The organism is Streptomyces endocoffeicus, assembly GCF_016741935.1.
Lineage (GTDB): Bacteria > Actinomycetota > Actinomycetes > Streptomycetales > Streptomycetaceae > Streptomyces > Streptomyces endocoffeicus.
Genome location: NZ_JAERRG010000009.1, coordinates 285,203 through 299,917 on the forward strand (window position 1 = coordinate 285,203; position 14,715 = coordinate 299,917).

Sequence of the window (14,715 nt, forward strand, 5' to 3'; positions counted from 1 at the left end):
GCTCCTACTCGTAGACGCGGGTCTGGAACTTGACGCGGCTGATGGGGCCGAACGCGTCGCAGATCGCTCCGGTGGTCTCGGCCCACGGCCTCAGGCCCGGGACTCGGAGGACTTCGCTGACCCGGCCCTCAGGGGTGTAGAGGATGACCAGCTCGCGGTCGGTGACGTTCGCGTGGCTGGGCGTCCAGGTGGCGAACTGTTCGAACCCGGAGTCCGTCATCCGGCCGTGGAAGTTGAAGACGACCTGCTTGTAGGAGGCGTCGAGTTCGGGATTAATGATCTCCGGCTCGGGGCGGCCACGGTTGGGCAGCTTCTCTGCCACGATCCGGTAGCCGGGCAGGTCGTACCTCAGCCGGTACTCGCGGTCGCGGAAGGTGAAGGTCGCGCAGGTGTTGATGTCGTTCTGCACCGGCCGCCAGTCCCCGAACGGCAGGCCGATGTCGTACGTCGCGTAGTCGTGCCAGAGGCTGGCGGACTCCTTCGCGCGCCCCCACTGGTCCATCCTGTTCGTCTCACGCGAGAGCGCCAGGTGGTCGATGGACTCCGGACGGCCCGAGCAGCCGTTCGTCTGGAACCGGAACCACGTCGGACTGCCGGTCGTGCCGCAGTCGAAGCACCGGGCCTCGTGCTCCGGGTCCTTGACCAGCCGGTGTCCTTCGACGATCTCGATGAACACGTTCTCCGGCATGTGCACGTGGAGCGGCACCATCCGCGCCCTGTAGTGACGGCGGCGCTCGTAGACGCTTCCGCATGGCTCGCACGCCGGGTCGCGGTGTTGGGTCCAGTCATCCGGCTGCGCGCCCACCACAGGCGGCGAGTACAGGAGCATATGGGTCGCAGTGCCGAGGCACTGGTTTTCCACTTCCGTGCTGCGAGGCGTGCTGCATCGCATAGTGGTGTCCCCTCTGTCGATTTGCAAGGGTTTGGTGGCGGTACTGGAATACATCCCGAATCATGAGCAGTTGGCCGCATTACGCTCGATGGCGAAATTCATCAGCGCATGGTTGGTCAGAGCCTCAACCTTGTCGGTCTGATGCTCTTGCTCACCGATCCAGCCATTGTGATCCGCCCAGCGCAACAGGTCCGTGATGATGTCGCTGATCACCGATGGCGGCGCTTGGGGTGGCACGCGCTCACCATCCCCGGCCCTCCACGATGGCGTCGAACTGCTTGCCAGCCAGATCGGGGGTCTCACGCGAAGGACCGAACCACTTCGCGCCCTTGTCCCAGCGACACACCCAGAACAGACGGTGGCTCCGGTAAGCCAGAAGCCGGTAAACCCTGCCGTCCTCGGCCGTCCAGACCTCCAGGGCGCGGCTGTTCTCGTACCAGTGGCGATCCGGAATCACACCGGGCTTGTGGTCGTGGAAGCCGAACGGCTCATTCGTGATCCACGTACCCTCGTACGGTGGCAGGTTCTCCGGAAGGATCTCCGGATCCACTGGGACGCGGTCATTGTCCTGCGCGCTGCGCAGCTCTCCCGTCTTGAGCGAGAACAGGTAGCGCATGCCGTAGTAGCCCCCCGAGTTCCCGAGGCCGATGTCCCACACCGGAGTTAGCTCGGTGCACGACTGCATGGAGCCGCCGGGACCGAGTGGTCTCTGCACTTCACGAGCCCATCGCATCCCCTCCTTGATCTCCGCAGGGTGCATGTACTGGACGTTGAGCGTCGAGTCGAACCACTCCATAGGGGTTAGCTCTCCTATTTCTCGTTGATGAGGGGGGACCACGTACTGGCGACGCGGATGTGTCCGTACGTGTCCAGCTCGATGAACCCGGTGGTGCCGGCGACCAGCCAGCCGGCGCGCTCTCGGCCGGACTCGCTCTCCCAGGACAGGGGCTTGAACCCGATCGGCTCTCCGCAGCGCGGGTATTCGGCCATGAACGCGCGGGCCATGTTCACGTCCAGGGGCGGAACGATCCGCCAGCCGCGCTCGCGGGCGAGTTGCTCGCCCAAGTCGACACCAGCCGCGAAGATGCCGTCCTGATTCGTGCGCGGGTTGGCGGTCGTGACGTGCAGTTCACCGAAGCTCTCGGTCAGCGCGAAAGGCCACGTGGAGGCGATGCCAATGACCTTCTCGGACTCGATCAACAGCACGTCGCCGTCGCGGATCTCCTCGTAGCACTGTGTGGCGTTGTACGCCTCCATGGTGCTGGCGAAGGAGTGCACCCGCGGTTCGGTGGTCTCGCCGCTCATGCTCAATTCCCCGCTTCCCGGTTTCCCGCTTCACCGACGTACCGTGCGTAAAGGAAAAACTCGCCGTTGATTCTGCGTGACACCGCTTCGAACGATCCTTTGGGCGCGAACACCACTGGCTTTCCACGCTTGATATTGGCGGCCAACATGTCAGCCTGCACGAATTGACCGACACGGGCCCATTCCCCGGGCCGCGCACGCAATGCTTGGGCTACCTCGCGAAGCTCAGGGCGACTTGCGCGCGGGGGCGGGGGTTCCTCGAATACCAACTCGTCCATATTGGTCAGGCCTTCCTGCTTGTCGGTGTTGAAATTGATCCACGAGCTCTGAAAGGCGCCGTACTCCTGGCCGTCCTTGAGTCGCATCGACCCGCCCGTTCCGGCGACGAGCCAGCCCACGTGCCGGACGCCGTGCTCTTCGGTGTTCTCGATGAGGCGGTGGTAACCGATCAGGTCACCGAGCTTGATCACCTCGGCCTCCTTGATCAGATGGGCTTCGTCGACCGGCGGGCGGGAAGACGTCCCGCTCCAGGTGCTCCCAGATGGGCTTGGTCAGGTCGCCCATGTGCTCGTACGACGGCTCTGGATCTCGAAGCCGCACACGCACATGCCCGGTTGCCCTCGTACGAGGGCAACCGGGCGAACTCGTGCCGACCTTGCTCGGCGCCCGCCATGTTCAGCTGCTTCTGCATTTCGCGGGCGAATCGCGCCCCGTGCAGATCGTCGTCCAAGCCCAGCTCGGGAATTTTCGTCATGAATTACGCTCCGTCGTGTTCCGCGATGCCGTTCTTGCCCTCGCACGCAGCGCACTCGCAGTGGTGCGCCTTGTACAGCTCGCTGATGTCGAATGCGCCTTCAACCGACCACGGCGCGCAGTCCTGGAAGGCGAACCATGCGGACGGTGACCATGGTCCCTGCCGTGATGCCGACCACGTGCCCTTCGTAGGTGAACGGGAATCGCACGGTGGTGAGGAAACTGCGGCTGCTCGGCACCTTGTGAAACGGCCGGACCCGTACCAGCGTCTGGTTCTCCATCAGCGTTGCTGCTGCGTCCTCGGCATGTGTGATCGGCTTTCCGATCGGTCGGACCTCCCTGCCGAATGCCCCACGCTTGACGCAGGTCTCCAGCTCGGTCTTCTCCTCCGACAATTTCACCCCTCCCTATTGATGGGCGTGCGGGTGCCATCGATGTGCACCACGAATGCCTGCTGGAATGCGCGGCCCAGATGTTCATGGACCATCACGCGATATTTCGGCTGGCCTTTACGCATACGTGCCTTCATCTGGCGCACGCAATATTCCGCGACCGGGTCGTCTTCGCCTGAATTCCGGAGCGGCTTGAGTTCTAGGTACCGGGTCGCAGTACCGACTCATGCGGCTGGTTGGTCACCGGCGGGGATACGTACTGCTGGAGCATGAAGAAGTAGACCGGCGCCTGGTCAGGCAGGCTCACCGGTGAGCAGCTCCGTTCCAACCGGCACGCCGTACGACGACAGACGTACCCGCTGGTCCTGGTCGCCGACGATGTTGTACAGGGCGCGCTTCTTCTCGACCCACCCCGCTGCCAGCTCGGCCGTCGGGAAGACCAGAGGTTCCGGCGCCGCGTGGAAATACCCCCGGGTGAGATCTCCCGACACCACCATGATCCGGAACCGCTCGCCCTCGGGCGGCATCGCTCCCTCGTGCAGATAGCCGGGATACGCATCCCAGCCGAGCGTCTTGGCGTACTCCGGTTCGGCGGTCTCCCGAGTCTCGTGCTCGGTGATGGTCAGAACGCGCTTCGGCCAGTGGTTGCAGGACGGGGGCCACGAGTCGGGGAACCGGTGCCACACCGGGCGCGGGCCGGGGTCGTACCCCGGTTCGGATTTCACGCAGCACGGTTCCATGACCACGACAGTGAACGTCACGCCATCTGCTCCTGGTCCGTGACCACACGTGGCTTTCGACCGACGCCGTAGTCCAGGCGGCGTCCCTCCTTCTTCGCCTTCTCCAGGGCCACGCGCCCCTCGTCGGTCAGGGTCGGTTCCGACCCCCCGGTAAGCAGTCCGTCCTTGACCAGTTTCTGACCCGCAGGAGCCCGACCTATCGCTTTGTGCCCGTTGCCCCGGCCCGGCGAAATGTGCCAGACGTCGCTGTGGGCCGTGCTGGACCGGTACACCCACCCCTGTTGCACGCTCGCCAGGATCAGAAACGCACCGTCGGACAGTTTGGCGCTACGCAGCATTCTGAACATCTCCGTTCATCTCAGTATCGGTCGGCGTATTGTGGGGCTTCTCGTGCTCGGCTGCTGCTCGCGAGTCCTGGCGGAGCTTGTGACGCAGCTCGGCCTCGTATTCGGGCATGAAAAGGACGCCACTTGAATAGCGCATTGAGTCGTCGCGAATGTCGCTTGGACCGAGCACCAACTTAGAGTCAGGTCGGCCTGACTCTGTGTTCCAAAGCACCAGGCGTTCCGGCTCGCGCTGGTTGATGGCCAGCAGTCCCTTACGGGTATGCACAACCACCCCGTTCTTGTTCGTATAGAAGATCTCCACCCACAGGCCAGGCATCAGTTCGGCACAGGTAAGCGGCCGGGCTGCTCGCTGAAGGTGACGCCGCCGCATGTTCAGCCTGGCGATGTGGGCCATTTCAGGCTCAGGCTGATCGGGTCGCTCGCCCGAGGGAATACCGGGGCGCGACGCCGGGTCACTCGCGTCATGAATGTAGGGGACGACCGGATCAGTCGGATTGAGGTGCGAGCGACTGCCTGAATGCTGGGCTGTCGACTGGCCACGCGCCACACTCCCGCGCCTCGCTTCGCGACTGTAGATGCCATCTCGGCGGGGATTGGCCATGTCGCTCCTTCTCGGGTCATTTTGAAAGTGAATGTGCGAGTGCCCGGCGCGGGAATTGAACCCGCGAATGCGCAGGGGGATACGCACCCGGTAACCTCACCGGCCGGGCAGGTCTTTCAGTCGTCGACCAGAACGGTCTCCTCGGCGGCTCGTTGTGGGGGGCGTCCTCAGAAGTCGATGGAGTACTTCGGGGGGCGGCGCAGGATCACCGCGGCGGCGCTCAAGTCCTTCTTGTCGTCGGGCGACTTGTCGTCCTCGTCGCGGAGGTCGGTGAGCGTGAAGGCACCATCCGGGAGCAGGTAGCCGTCCTCGGACGGGACTGCGTCGCGCATGCGGAACCGCAGCCCGGTGCCGGTGTCCCAGTCGTTGATGGTCTGCAGGCTGTCGCTGTTGAACAGATCGACACGGCCATCGAAGACGTCAGTGTCGCCGTTCTTCCAGGTGATGTGGGCCTCGATCCGCGAGTCTGCGTGCTCGCTGCGCTTGATGTTCAGGTCACCGATCACCTCGGCGAACGACTCGCCCAGGCGCAGCTCGAAGGCGATCGCCCGCAGGTGGTCGAAGTTGATGTCGTACTTCCGGGAGAAGTCGACGATCTCGGCCACCTGCTTCTCGGCCACTCCGGGCACCTGGTCGCGCAGGTAGGTGGCCACCGTCTCGGGCTCGGGGTAGGCGAAGCGCATGTGGTAGTGGAATCGGCCGGGGCGGTTGAGCATGTAGTCGTTGACGCGGTGCAACTCGTTGACCGACAGGACGTAGAGGCGCTTCGTCGTGCTCAGCCCGTCGAACAGACTCAGGAACTGGGTCTGCGACTCGTCGTCCTCGTCGGAGAAGATTTTCTCGAACTCATCGAAGACGACGACGACTTCACCCAGCTTGTCGAGGAAGGCGGCCAGCCCCGGCGTGTCGTGCTGCACGAGCACGGTGGGCAGGTGGTGTTCCTCGCGCATCCGCTCGGCGAGCAGGCGGAGCATGAGGCTCTTACCCATGCCCTTGTTGCCGGAGAGGATGACGCCGAGCGAGCGGTCCATGGCGGAGTAGCCGGTGACGATCCGCTGTACACGGGAGGCGTGGCGGCCATAGACGGTCTCTTCGGCAGATGCCAGCGGCTCCGTCTGGCGCAGGCTGTAGCCGGTCATCGGAGAGAAGGCGATCGTGTAGGTGGCCACGGGCAGATGAGCGAAGGTCTGCACGGAGTCCCCGTCGAGGCGGAACTCCCCGTCGGAGGCGACGATCGTGGATGCGGGCATGAAGACTTCTCGCTTTCGCAGGAGTAGATGTGTGGTGGTGGCTCAACGGATGGGCAGCACGCTGCTGTCCGGGCGGTAGACGCCCTCGTCCTCATCGAGCACGGACTCGGTGAGGGTGACGGTGGCCGGCATCAGGAGCGTCGCGACGAGCGCGGCCAGGCGCCGCCCGTCGGCGAGCACGATCTCGGGGATGCGGCCTCGCGCAGTGAAGAAGTGCTCGGCGCGCTCGATCGGGCTGGCCGTGCGGGAGGCAGGGTCGGAGAAGTGCCAGGCGACCGTCCGGTCGGCGCCGTACTCGGTGATCACCGAGTACGGCGTCTTGGGCGCCGCGCTCTTCTTAGTGCTGCTCCCCTAGAGCTGGGCGCCCCGCTCGCACGACAGGAGCCGGGACGGCTGCACCCGCAGCGAGCAAGCGGCGGGAGGGCGGGTTGTGCGTCAGCTCTCCGGGACATTCCGCGGCGCCGGAGGGTTGGCGCTGACGAACTGGAGGAACCAGCCGGGCACCTGGCCCAGCTCGGCGTGGTAGTGGGTCCAGATCTTCCGGACGGGACGGCGGTCCAGGCTCTCGTCGGGCAGCACCACGTGGCCGGTCACCTCGATGCTGTCCCAGCGGGGCGCGGCGGCGCCGTTCTGGAACCAGCGGATACGCACCCGGGCGGGTCGGACTCGGTGGTTGCCCTCGCCGTCCTCGATGGTGAAGTCCGGGCCGCACTGCCCCTGCCACACCTTCTCGTACGTCCGCTGCGGCAGCTTGGCCGTCCCCGTGTCGTCGTAGTTGACCAGCTCGTCGTACCGCTCCGCACGCAGTGAGGGCGTGAACGACGCGGGCACGCAGGGGCTGTCGGCCGTCTGCTTCATGTCCTGCTTCCTCTCCATCAGAAGGGGCGATCCGGGCGGGGTGCAGCCGGGGCGGTTCGCCGCGGCGGCGGGCCGGAGGTCAGGAGGCGGCGTAGCCCACGAACAGCCAGGTGCCGTCGCTGACGTGGACCGCACCGGCGGCCCCCGATGGTCACGGATCCGCTCGTCGTCGGTGTTCAGAAGGTGCACCGCGTACTCCTCGGTGGCGTCCGAGAGGGCAGAGGGCTGTACGCCACCAGGACGTAGCCGTCCTTCGATCGTCCCGGTGTAGCCACGGTGCCCGAACTCCCTGGCGGCGGCGAGCGCCCGCTCGACGTCCCTGCCGGTACCGGAGGTGCTGAAGTCGTAGGCGCCCATATGGGAGCTCCTTTCGGGCAGTGCCGTCTACCGCCGGTGACGGGGCGGTCCGCGGGTTGGACGGGCGGCGGAAGCGAGTCGGTGCGCGGTCGCGATACCGGGCAGGTCGTGTGGCCGGCAGCCTGGCGGACGGCCGGCCGATGGGAGGCGAGCCGGTGCGCGGCATGGGGAATCCGTTCGGGACCCGTCCCGCCCCGGTAGAACCAGGGGCGATCGCTCCCTTCTCCGGGCCGTTGTCTCTGGACACCGTGAAACGGCGTGGCGGCGTCAGAAGTCGCCGTCGGCGACCTGAAGGGCGGTCAGCCCGATGGCCCTCCACGCCTGGATGACCTGAGTGCGGTCGTCGAGTACACAGGTGACGTTGTAGGTGTTGGGTACGTGGGCGTCGAAGACCTTAGATCCCCGCGTTCTGCTTGGCGAACGCCAGTACGGCGGTGTCGTCGCCCTGGCTGCCGAGGCGACCGGCCTTGTCGACCAGCGTGGTGGTCCAGCCGTCAATGGGGTTGCCCGTCGCGTCCCGGTTGATCTTTCCGCTGGCGATGATGCTGGCGGTTGCTCCGGCTCCGAGGGTCGGCATCAGCTCGTCGAGCAGTACGGCAGAGCCCTGGTTGCTGGCGTCGTAGACGTTGAGGGAGACGTTCTGAGCCTGGTCGAAGTTGGTTCCGAGCTTGTAGGCGAACACCGCCACTGCCCACTCGGTCACCCACGCGGGAAGGCTCGTCAAGTTGAGCGTGATCGTCTCGTCATCACCGTCGCCCTCGCCGGTCTGGTTGTCTCCGGAGTGGACCGCCGCGCCGTGCACCGGGTCCATGTTGTGGCCGATCACGATGCGCTTGGGCTCGCCGTCGCGGTAGAGGATCAGCGCCAAGTCGAGGTCGATGTCCTTCTGCCCACCGCCCAGGTTGATCTTGCCGCCGCTTTTGAGCGCAAGCTTGCGGGCGAAGCCGGACTGCTTGGCGGCCTTTCGGTCCCAGGCCGCGCCGAACACCAGCTTAGTCACGCCGTCGAGCGACGAGTCGATACCCTTGCGGAAGTTGATAGCCATTGTCCGAACTCCTTCTTGAAAATCGCTTTTAGTGGAACGCAGAGGCCCATGTTCTGATCACGACGATCCAGAACATGGGCCCCACCGCGCCTAACTGCTCTTCGTCGCCGGGCGAGGATCCGTCCCTGGTGGTCGATGACCAGCCCCCGGCACTGCCAGGCGACCTCGTTCCACTCCCGCTCGAACACGGCCTTCTCCGCGTAGTTGAAGATACGCAGCGGCAGGGTGAGGCGGGTCTGCTCGCGGATGTAGCCGTCGTCGAGATATCGCGCGAGAAGAGCGGGGACGAGCAGGTCATCTATGTGGGAATGCATTGCCTTTCTTGAGGTGGGTCGGAATTTACCGATCATGCACGTGGGTCGGCGATTGGCGCCTGCGGATTTCTTGGGGCTGGAGCACCGCCATCTGTCGGACATGAGCTCTTCTGCCGTTGTGCTGGCAGCTTTCGCAGGCAGCGCAGCCGCTACCCGGGCGACTCGTCGTGGTCGCGGGAGACGATCCGGTCCTGTTGGCAGATGATCCGGTCGTAGGTGGCCGGCGGGCCGGGGAAGAACTCGTCGGAGTCGCCCTGTGTGCCAGACGTCATCACGGCATGCCCCGTCGGGCTGCGTCATTCAGGGGTGTGAAGTGTGGAAGACCGCAGGACCGGGTGTTCTCGACGAGCGAGACGCTCGCCCCTGCGGCATGGGGTGGTGGCGGCGGTTGGTCAGACGGCCGCGGTGACCGCGGAGCGATCGTCGGTGCTGCCGGGAGCAGTGCTGTCGTTGTCGTCCAGGAGATCCGGATCGGTGCCGAGGGCGCGAGCGGCGTTCTTCTTGTCGCGCTCGGTCAGAGCGGTCACGATCTGCTCGTAACTGCTCTGGATCGGCGGGTTCTTCACGGTGCCGTAGCCGAGTACGTACTGGCTCTTCATGGCACGGGTGAAGGCGACGTAGAACATCCGCTTGGCGTCTTGGGTCATCTTCGTGTCCTCCCTGTAGAGGACGACAGCGTTGTCGAATTCGAGACCCTTGACACCGTGGATCGTCGAAACGACCAGGTCGGCCTTGGACTCGAGGTTCTTCCGCTTGCGCTCCTGGTTCTTCTGCTTGTTGATGTTCAGCTTCTGCTGGTTCCGCTGAATCTCGAAGGAGAGCAGGTTGTCGCGCAGCCGATCGAAGAACGCCTTGTGCGTGAGCGTGCCCTGGTGGCAGAGCGTGACCCAGCCGTTGATGGTCGCGCTGTTCTCGATCCACCACTCGGAGATCGTGCGCAGGATCGCCTTCTCAACGTTGGCGTTGGCAGCGTTTTTCGTCAGCTTGTCCATGTTGTCCTTGATCCCCTGGGAGACCACGAACGCGGCGTTGGTCGGCGGTGCCTGCAGGACGTCGTTCCAGAAAAACTTGATGTACTTCGAGAAGATGTCCGTGGCGTAGACCCGATCGCTGACCAGAGAGGCGACCCGGCGGTCCGGGTAGCGCTTTTCGAGCACATCCTGGATCAAGGACACCTCGCGGCGCGAGTAGGCCAGGAAGGCCACCTGCTCGCCCCGGTCCAGGCACTTGTCCACGTAGTCGGGGATGACCGTGTTGCGCACGATCGCCTGCAGGTCCTGGGTGACGAACCCTGTGAGTCTGGCCACCTCGCGGTACTCCAGGGTGACCTTCTCCCGGAACGAGTCGGCCGTGGGCATGGCGAGCGAGTTCGCCTGCAGCTGGATATTGGCGAACTGGTTGGTCTCCAGTCCGCCGAGCACGACGTTCGCGAAATCCAGGATCTCCTGGTTGCTCCGGTAGTTCGTCGTGAGCTTGAAGGTCGCGAAGACCCCCGAGCCCTCCAGCGTGTTGAGCGCGCGCGGGTTCGCCGAGCGGAACTCGTACAGCGTCTGCGAGGCATCGCCGACGATGAACAGGGACTGAGCGTGCTTGGTGATGTACTTCAGCACGTAGATGAACTCAAACACGCTGTTGTCCTGCACCTCGTCGATGATGAGGTACTTCGACTGCACGTGGGCCGGCTCGGCCATGTCGTCGATCTTCTGGTAGCAGATGATGATCTGCAGCTCCAGCGACGTCTGTTCGATGCGGTCGAGCAGGGCGATCACCTCGTCGAAGTGGCTCTCGACGAAGGTGTTCAGGGCCGCGAACGCGCCGGTCCTGTTCTGGTCGACCTCCAGCAGGCGGTGGCGGAACGTCGCCGCGAACTGGCTGTTCGGGTAGAAGATGTCGATCGAGTTGATGATGGTGTCGATCGCCGAGACCTTGTGCCTCGGGTGGTTCATCGAGTAGATGTCGATGATCATCTTGGCGATCGTCATCGAGCCGGCGTCCGGGTTCTTCTCCGTGATGTTGTCGGCAGCGGCGTTGGTGAACGAGAGCACCGTGATGTCCGAAGCAGGGACGCCGCAGGCTTCGAGGTACTTGATCCGTTCGAGGATCACGGTCGACTTGCCGGTGCCGGCTCCCGCCTGCGTCATCACCAGCGGCTCGTGCGTGGTGAGCGCGTCGAGCTGCTGCGTGGACAGGTGGGGCGGCAGATTCGGAGGCGTGGCCGGCTGCGCAGGCACGATCAGCTGAGGCTTCATCTGCTCCAGATGGTCGAGCGTGTGGTTCATCAGCAGGCTGAGGTTCTGCTTCGACAGCTTCGTGGCGATCTGGTCGGAGAAGGTCGCATCCACCTGCTTGTGGATCTGGCGGTAGGCCTCCAGCGGGACGTTGTAGTTCTCCAGGTAGCGCAGCTGGACGGCGAGCATGTTCAGCTGCTGCTCCGTCGGGCCCGCGGGCATGTCCTGGATGTAGCGGCAGACCTCGTCGGCGATCGCCTCGGAGTCCCAGATCTGGGCCAGGCGCGTGATGCGCTCGTAGATCGAGTACTGGCGCATCCACTCGTCGAACTCATCGCCGAGGTTGGAGGCCGTCAGGCCGGCGGATGTGAGCACGTCCTGGACGTAGTCACGGGCGTGCTCCAGCGGGCTGGTGTCCCACTGCAGGAAGGCGGCGGCGTCGTGGTTGCCGTAGCCGACCGAGCGCGAGACGGCGGTCGCGTACTCCGGCTCGGGCAGCCCCTCCTTGAAGAAGTACAGCTCCATCCGGTACTGGATGACGAGATCGCGCGTGGACTTGCCGCCGGACTTGTCCTCGTAGAACACCAGCGCCTGCGGGGTCATGTCGAAGGCGACGTCCCAGTCGTCGAACGAGCTGGACGAAGTGTCCACAGCGAAGCGGTCGTCGGCATGCGGGCTTGGCAGGGTGAAGGACCCGCCGGCGTTCAGGGCGCGGCGCGTGATCGGCGCGAGCGGGATCGACGTCGTGGTGATGTCGTGCTGCGTCGAGTTCTGCTTGACCTCGATGTTGGCGGCCATGGCGTAGGCGGTGTTGGTGGCAGTGTTGATCGGCAGCAGGGACTCGTTGAGCAGGCCGGTCTTCTTGCCGTTGCCGGTGAGCTTCGAGGAGAAGAACTTCGGGTCGACGGCCTTCTGAGCAACGGCATTGGCCGAGAGGTCGAGGTCATCAAGCAGGACAGGCATGTCGCTGCCTTTCTTCAGTGGGCCGAGAGGTGAATTGAGAGAAAGAATGAATCACATCGCACAGCAACTCTGACAAGAGGTTAATAGTCAGTCGAATACTCGAAGGCGAGCGAAGAGCGCAGCGACAGGGCCGGGTCATAGGCGCAGGTACGAACACGGGCGGGGCTCTCGTCAGCCGACGAGCCCCGCCCGTGTTCCTCTCAACCCACCCGTCAGGGGCCGTTAGGCCCCTGAATCCGGGGTATGTGGCCAAGCCACACCCCGGACGCCGCGCGCTACCCAGGCGCGCGGTCGTTCATCAGCGGCAGCATCGCCAGCATCGAGATCCCAGGGACAGGCCGCGACGAGGGATCCTGCGGGATCGACCTCGATCAGGCCAAGCATGAGGCCCAATTCGCGGAGTTCATCGGTGCCCCGGACATGGGTGGCGAGGTTCGCTCGGGCCGCGGCGGAGAGCTCCATGGCTCGCTTTCGGTGCTCTTGGAGCAGAGGTTCGGGGAGTATGGCGGACATGGCTGTCCCCCTTTCTGAGCAATGAGGGCGTGGGGATGAGATACGCCGGGCGCTCCTGTTCCGGAACATCCGGAACAGGAGCGCCCGGTGCGATGTGGACGGCTGCTCAGTCGTCCGACGGGGATGCCGAGGATGTGCCGCCGGTCTGGGCAGCGAGCAGGTAGTCCTCGATCCAGGTGCGAACAGCCTTGCGTGCCGGCCGCGCACCCTGGGAGTCCACGTAGGTGGTCTCTTCGATGGCGCGCAGTTCGTCGTCGGGCATCGACGCGGGCAGCGCCTGGGCCAGCCGCGGTTTGGCCTCGACGATCCGTTCACGCTGCCGCTCGTAGTCGGCGGCCATGATCTGCCGGTAGGTCTGCCGGTCGATGGGGTTGAACCCCACGATCAGTGAGAACCGGCCCAGCAGTTCGGCATCGAAGAACTGCTCCAGTGCCTTGTTGAGGCTCTGGTTCGAGATGGTCTTCGGGTTGTTGCCGAAGCCGATCACCTTTCCGTCGAGCGAATCACGGGCGGCGTTGGTCGTGCAGATGACCAGGGCCTTGGAGAAGTCCAGCATCTTGCCATGGGCATTGCGGATGCAGCCTTCGTCGAACGCCGAGAGGAACAGGCGCTGCACGGCCTTGTCGGCTTTCTCGAACTCGTCGAGCAGGATCACCCGGTGGGGGTTGGACTCCAGTGTGTCGAACGGGAGTTCCTGGTTGGAGTCCGATCCGACATAGCCGGGAGGTGAGCCGATGATCTTCGACGTCGACCATTCGCTGTGGAATTCGGTCATGTTGAGGATGATCGGCTCGGTGCCGGTCGTCTCCTCCGCGATGATCTTGACCGCCTCGGTCTTACCGACACCCGAGGCCCCGGCGAACAGCCACGTCGTGGGCGTCTTCGTCGGGAACAGGTCGAGCTCTTCGCGGAGGAGACGGTCCGTGAGATTGGCGAGCACATCGTCCTGGCCCTGCAGGCGGCTGGTGAGCGTGGCGCTCAACGCGGCGACGTCGAGGTCCTTGCGCTGGGCGTTTCCGGTCATCAGTCGCTTGGCCACATCGAGCACACGGGTGCTCGTCAGCGGCACTTGCGAGAAGGACCGCAAGGTCTGCGCGAGTGCCGTGTCGCCGGCGTTCTCGGCCTGGATGATGAGCTTCTTCTGCTCCAGGACCCGATCAGCCAGTGCGCGGTCGAGCAGCGTGATGGCGTTGTCCGGCCTGTGCTGGCCAGCCCGGGAGTTCGCTTCGGCGATCTGCACCACCGAGGCCAGGACGTCGTCGGAGACTCCGATCTGGTGACGGTAGTGGGCCATCAGGCCGGGACGGACTGTGGTCATCACGGCCAGCGTCTGTTCCACGCTCAGCTCGTCGACGATGAGCCGGGTGAAGCGGCGGGCGAAGGCCGGGTCCTCGTCGAAGGCCCGAGACTCGGTGCTGGTGGTCGAGCCGATGACGGACATGTCACCGCGGGCCAGGGCCGGCTTGAGGATCTGCGAGATCTTGCGGCCGACGGCGTCGCCATGGCTGCCGGATCCGCCGGTGATCTGGTGGATCTCGTCCATGAACAGGATGGCCTTGTTCTTGGGGTCCGAGGCGAACTCGACGATCGCCTTGACCTTCTCCTCCAGTGAACCGACGATGCCGGTCCCGGCGATGATGTTGGTGATGGGCAGCTCGTAGATCGTGTGGTCCTTGAGCTGGTCGGGGATGAGGGTGTCACCGAGCGCAATGCGCCGTGCGATGTCCTCGACGATCTTCGTTTTGCCGACGCCGGCGGAACCGACCAGCAGAGCGTTGGGCTTGGTCTTGCTGATGATGACCGAGAGGACCTGCCCGATGAGCGTGTCACGGAACATGGTCGGATCGGCGTTCTTGAACTTCTCGTTGTAGTCGACGAGGAGCTCCTTGACGTCATGGGCGCTGCCACCGCTGGACGGCAGTCCCACGGACGGGGACTGCGGAGGGAAGCTGCCGCCACCGCCGTTGCCCTTGTCGTCGTCGGAGCCGCCGGGTGTGAAGTCGCTGAGACCCACCGGGTCCTCCTTCGGTGCGGGTCGCTCGGCGTGGTGGCGCGCTGGGTGGATGTGCCACGGTGTCCCGAGCAGGGATTGGATGGACGAGAGAGAAAGTCAGGGGTCGCCAAGAGCGGTGCCGGCCAGGAGTTGCACGGCACCGC

General features: G+C 64.7%; 19 protein-coding genes. All 19 read right to left on the minus strand.

Annotation, left to right across the window (positions count from 1 at the left end; all coding sequences use genetic code 11):
• Positions 1-4: 4 nt before the first annotated feature.
• The 19 genes from JK364_RS23660 to JK364_RS23740 all read right to left on the minus strand — a co-directional run bounded on the left by JK364_RS23660 (position 5) and on the right by JK364_RS23740 (position 14,572).
• Complete coding sequence (locus JK364_RS23660; RefSeq protein ID WP_201853163.1) at positions 5-709, minus strand: hypothetical protein; 705 nt, start codon at positions 707-709, stop codon at positions 5-7.
• 243 nt (positions 710-952) lie between these two features.
• Complete coding sequence (locus JK364_RS23665) at positions 953-1,129, minus strand: hypothetical protein (RefSeq protein WP_201853164.1); 177 nt, start codon at positions 1,127-1,129, stop codon at positions 953-955.
• A 4-nt stretch (positions 1,130-1,133) separates the two neighbouring features.
• On the minus strand, positions 1,134-1,688 hold the full coding sequence (locus tag JK364_RS23670; protein ID WP_201853165.1) for a hypothetical protein: 555 nt from the start codon (positions 1,686-1,688) through the stop codon (positions 1,134-1,136).
• A 14-nt stretch (positions 1,689-1,702) separates the two neighbouring features.
• Complete coding sequence (locus tag JK364_RS23675; RefSeq protein ID WP_201853166.1) at positions 1,703-2,197, minus strand: hypothetical protein; 495 nt, start codon at positions 2,195-2,197, stop codon at positions 1,703-1,705.
• Between the two features lie 2 nt (positions 2,198-2,199).
• Positions 2,200-2,667 carry a hypothetical protein gene (locus tag JK364_RS23680; protein ID WP_201853167.1) on the minus strand — a complete coding sequence of 156 codons (468 nt, stop codon included), beginning with the start codon at positions 2,665-2,667 and terminating at the stop codon, positions 2,200-2,202.
• Between the two features lie 384 nt (positions 2,668-3,051).
• The gene (locus tag JK364_RS23685; RefSeq protein ID WP_201853168.1) at positions 3,052-3,345 is read right to left on the minus strand and encodes a hypothetical protein; all 294 of its coding nucleotides are present in this window, start codon (positions 3,343-3,345) and stop codon (positions 3,052-3,054) included.
• A 2-nt stretch (positions 3,346-3,347) separates the two neighbouring features.
• Positions 3,348-3,488: a hypothetical protein gene (locus JK364_RS23690; protein WP_201853169.1), complete on the minus strand. Its 141-nt coding sequence runs from the start codon at positions 3,486-3,488 to the stop codon at positions 3,348-3,350.
• 147 nt (positions 3,489-3,635) lie between these two features.
• On the minus strand, positions 3,636-4,103 hold the full coding sequence (locus JK364_RS23695) for a hypothetical protein (protein ID WP_201853170.1): 468 nt from the start codon (positions 4,101-4,103) through the stop codon (positions 3,636-3,638).
• Positions 4,100-4,420: a hypothetical protein gene (locus JK364_RS23700; protein WP_201853171.1), complete on the minus strand. Its 321-nt coding sequence runs from the start codon at positions 4,418-4,420 to the stop codon at positions 4,100-4,102. Before JK364_RS23700 ends, JK364_RS23695 begins: the two co-directional genes overlap by 4 nt.
• The gene (locus JK364_RS23705) at positions 4,410-5,030 is read right to left on the minus strand and encodes a hypothetical protein (protein WP_201853172.1); all 621 of its coding nucleotides are present in this window, start codon (positions 5,028-5,030) and stop codon (positions 4,410-4,412) included. Before JK364_RS23705 ends, JK364_RS23700 begins: the two co-directional genes overlap by 11 nt.
• A gap of 167 nt (positions 5,031-5,197) precedes the next feature.
• On the minus strand, positions 5,198-6,280 hold the full coding sequence (locus JK364_RS23710) for an AAA family ATPase (RefSeq protein ID WP_201853173.1): 1,083 nt from the start codon (positions 6,278-6,280) through the stop codon (positions 5,198-5,200).
• Positions 6,281-6,322: 42 nt separating this feature from the next.
• Positions 6,323-6,586 carry a hypothetical protein gene (locus JK364_RS23715; protein WP_201853174.1) on the minus strand — a complete coding sequence of 88 codons (264 nt, stop codon included), beginning with the start codon at positions 6,584-6,586 and terminating at the stop codon, positions 6,323-6,325.
• A 129-nt stretch (positions 6,587-6,715) separates the two neighbouring features.
• Complete coding sequence (locus tag JK364_RS23720) at positions 6,716-7,495, minus strand: patatin-like phospholipase domain-containing protein (RefSeq protein WP_201853175.1); 780 nt, start codon at positions 7,493-7,495, stop codon at positions 6,716-6,718.
• A gap of 267 nt (positions 7,496-7,762) precedes the next feature.
• The gene (locus JK364_RS58490) at positions 7,763-7,993 is read right to left on the minus strand and encodes a phosphatase domain-containing protein (protein WP_443732264.1); all 231 of its coding nucleotides are present in this window, start codon (positions 7,991-7,993) and stop codon (positions 7,763-7,765) included.
• Entirely contained in the window at positions 7,890-8,540 is a 651-nt protein-coding gene (locus JK364_RS23725; protein WP_201853176.1) for a TerD family protein, read from the minus strand. Before JK364_RS23725 ends, JK364_RS58490 begins: the two co-directional genes overlap by 104 nt.
• Complete coding sequence (locus tag JK364_RS23730) at positions 8,492-8,854, minus strand: hypothetical protein (RefSeq protein WP_201853177.1); 363 nt, start codon at positions 8,852-8,854, stop codon at positions 8,492-8,494. Before JK364_RS23730 ends, JK364_RS23725 begins: the two co-directional genes overlap by 49 nt.
• 149 nt (positions 8,855-9,003) lie before the next feature.
• Positions 9,004-9,126, minus strand: coding sequence for a hypothetical protein (locus JK364_RS57060; protein ID WP_269146289.1), 123 nt, complete (start codon positions 9,124-9,126; stop codon positions 9,004-9,006).
• Between the two features lie 120 nt (positions 9,127-9,246).
• Complete coding sequence (locus tag JK364_RS23735) at positions 9,247-12,045, minus strand: AAA family ATPase (protein ID WP_201853178.1); 2,799 nt, start codon at positions 12,043-12,045, stop codon at positions 9,247-9,249.
• 619 nt (positions 12,046-12,664) lie between these two features.
• Positions 12,665-14,572, minus strand: coding sequence for an AAA family ATPase (locus JK364_RS23740; protein WP_201853179.1), 1,908 nt, complete (start codon positions 14,570-14,572; stop codon positions 12,665-12,667).
• Positions 14,573-14,715: the final 143 nt, after the last annotated feature.

Excerpts from the sequence above, each read along its gene's own strand:
- JK364_RS23660 (WP_201853163.1), bottom strand. The coding sequence starts at position 709 with ATGGTGCCGCTCCACGTGCACATGCCGGAGAACGTGTTCATCGAGATC.
- JK364_RS23670 (WP_201853165.1), bottom strand. The coding sequence starts at position 1,688 with ATGGAGTGGTTCGACTCGACGCTCAACGTCCAGTACATGCACCCTGCG.
- JK364_RS23675 (WP_201853166.1), bottom strand. The coding sequence starts at position 2,197 with ATGAGCGGCGAGACCACCGAACCGCGGGTGCACTCCTTCGCCAGCACC.
- JK364_RS23700 (WP_201853171.1), bottom strand. The coding sequence starts at position 4,420 with ATGCTGCGTAGCGCCAAACTGTCCGACGGTGCGTTTCTGATCCTGGCG.
- JK364_RS23705 (WP_201853172.1), bottom strand. The coding sequence starts at position 5,030 with ATGGCCAATCCCCGCCGAGATGGCATCTACAGTCGCGAAGCGAGGCGC.
- JK364_RS23710 (WP_201853173.1), bottom strand. The coding sequence starts at position 6,280 with ATGCCCGCATCCACGATCGTCGCCTCCGACGGGGAGTTCCGCCTCGAC.
- JK364_RS23720 (WP_201853175.1), bottom strand. The coding sequence starts at position 7,495 with ATGGGCGCCTACGACTTCAGCACCTCCGGTACCGGCAGGGACGTCGAG.
- JK364_RS23725 (WP_201853176.1), bottom strand. The coding sequence starts at position 8,540 with ATGGCTATCAACTTCCGCAAGGGTATCGACTCGTCGCTCGACGGCGTG.
- JK364_RS23730 (WP_201853177.1), bottom strand. The coding sequence starts at position 8,854 with ATGCATTCCCACATAGATGACCTGCTCGTCCCCGCTCTTCTCGCGCGA.
- JK364_RS57060 (WP_269146289.1), bottom strand. The coding sequence starts at position 9,126 with ATGACGTCTGGCACACAGGGCGACTCCGACGAGTTCTTCCCCGGCCCG.
- JK364_RS23735 (WP_201853178.1), bottom strand. The coding sequence starts at position 12,045 with ATGCCTGTCCTGCTTGATGACCTCGACCTCTCGGCCAATGCCGTTGCT.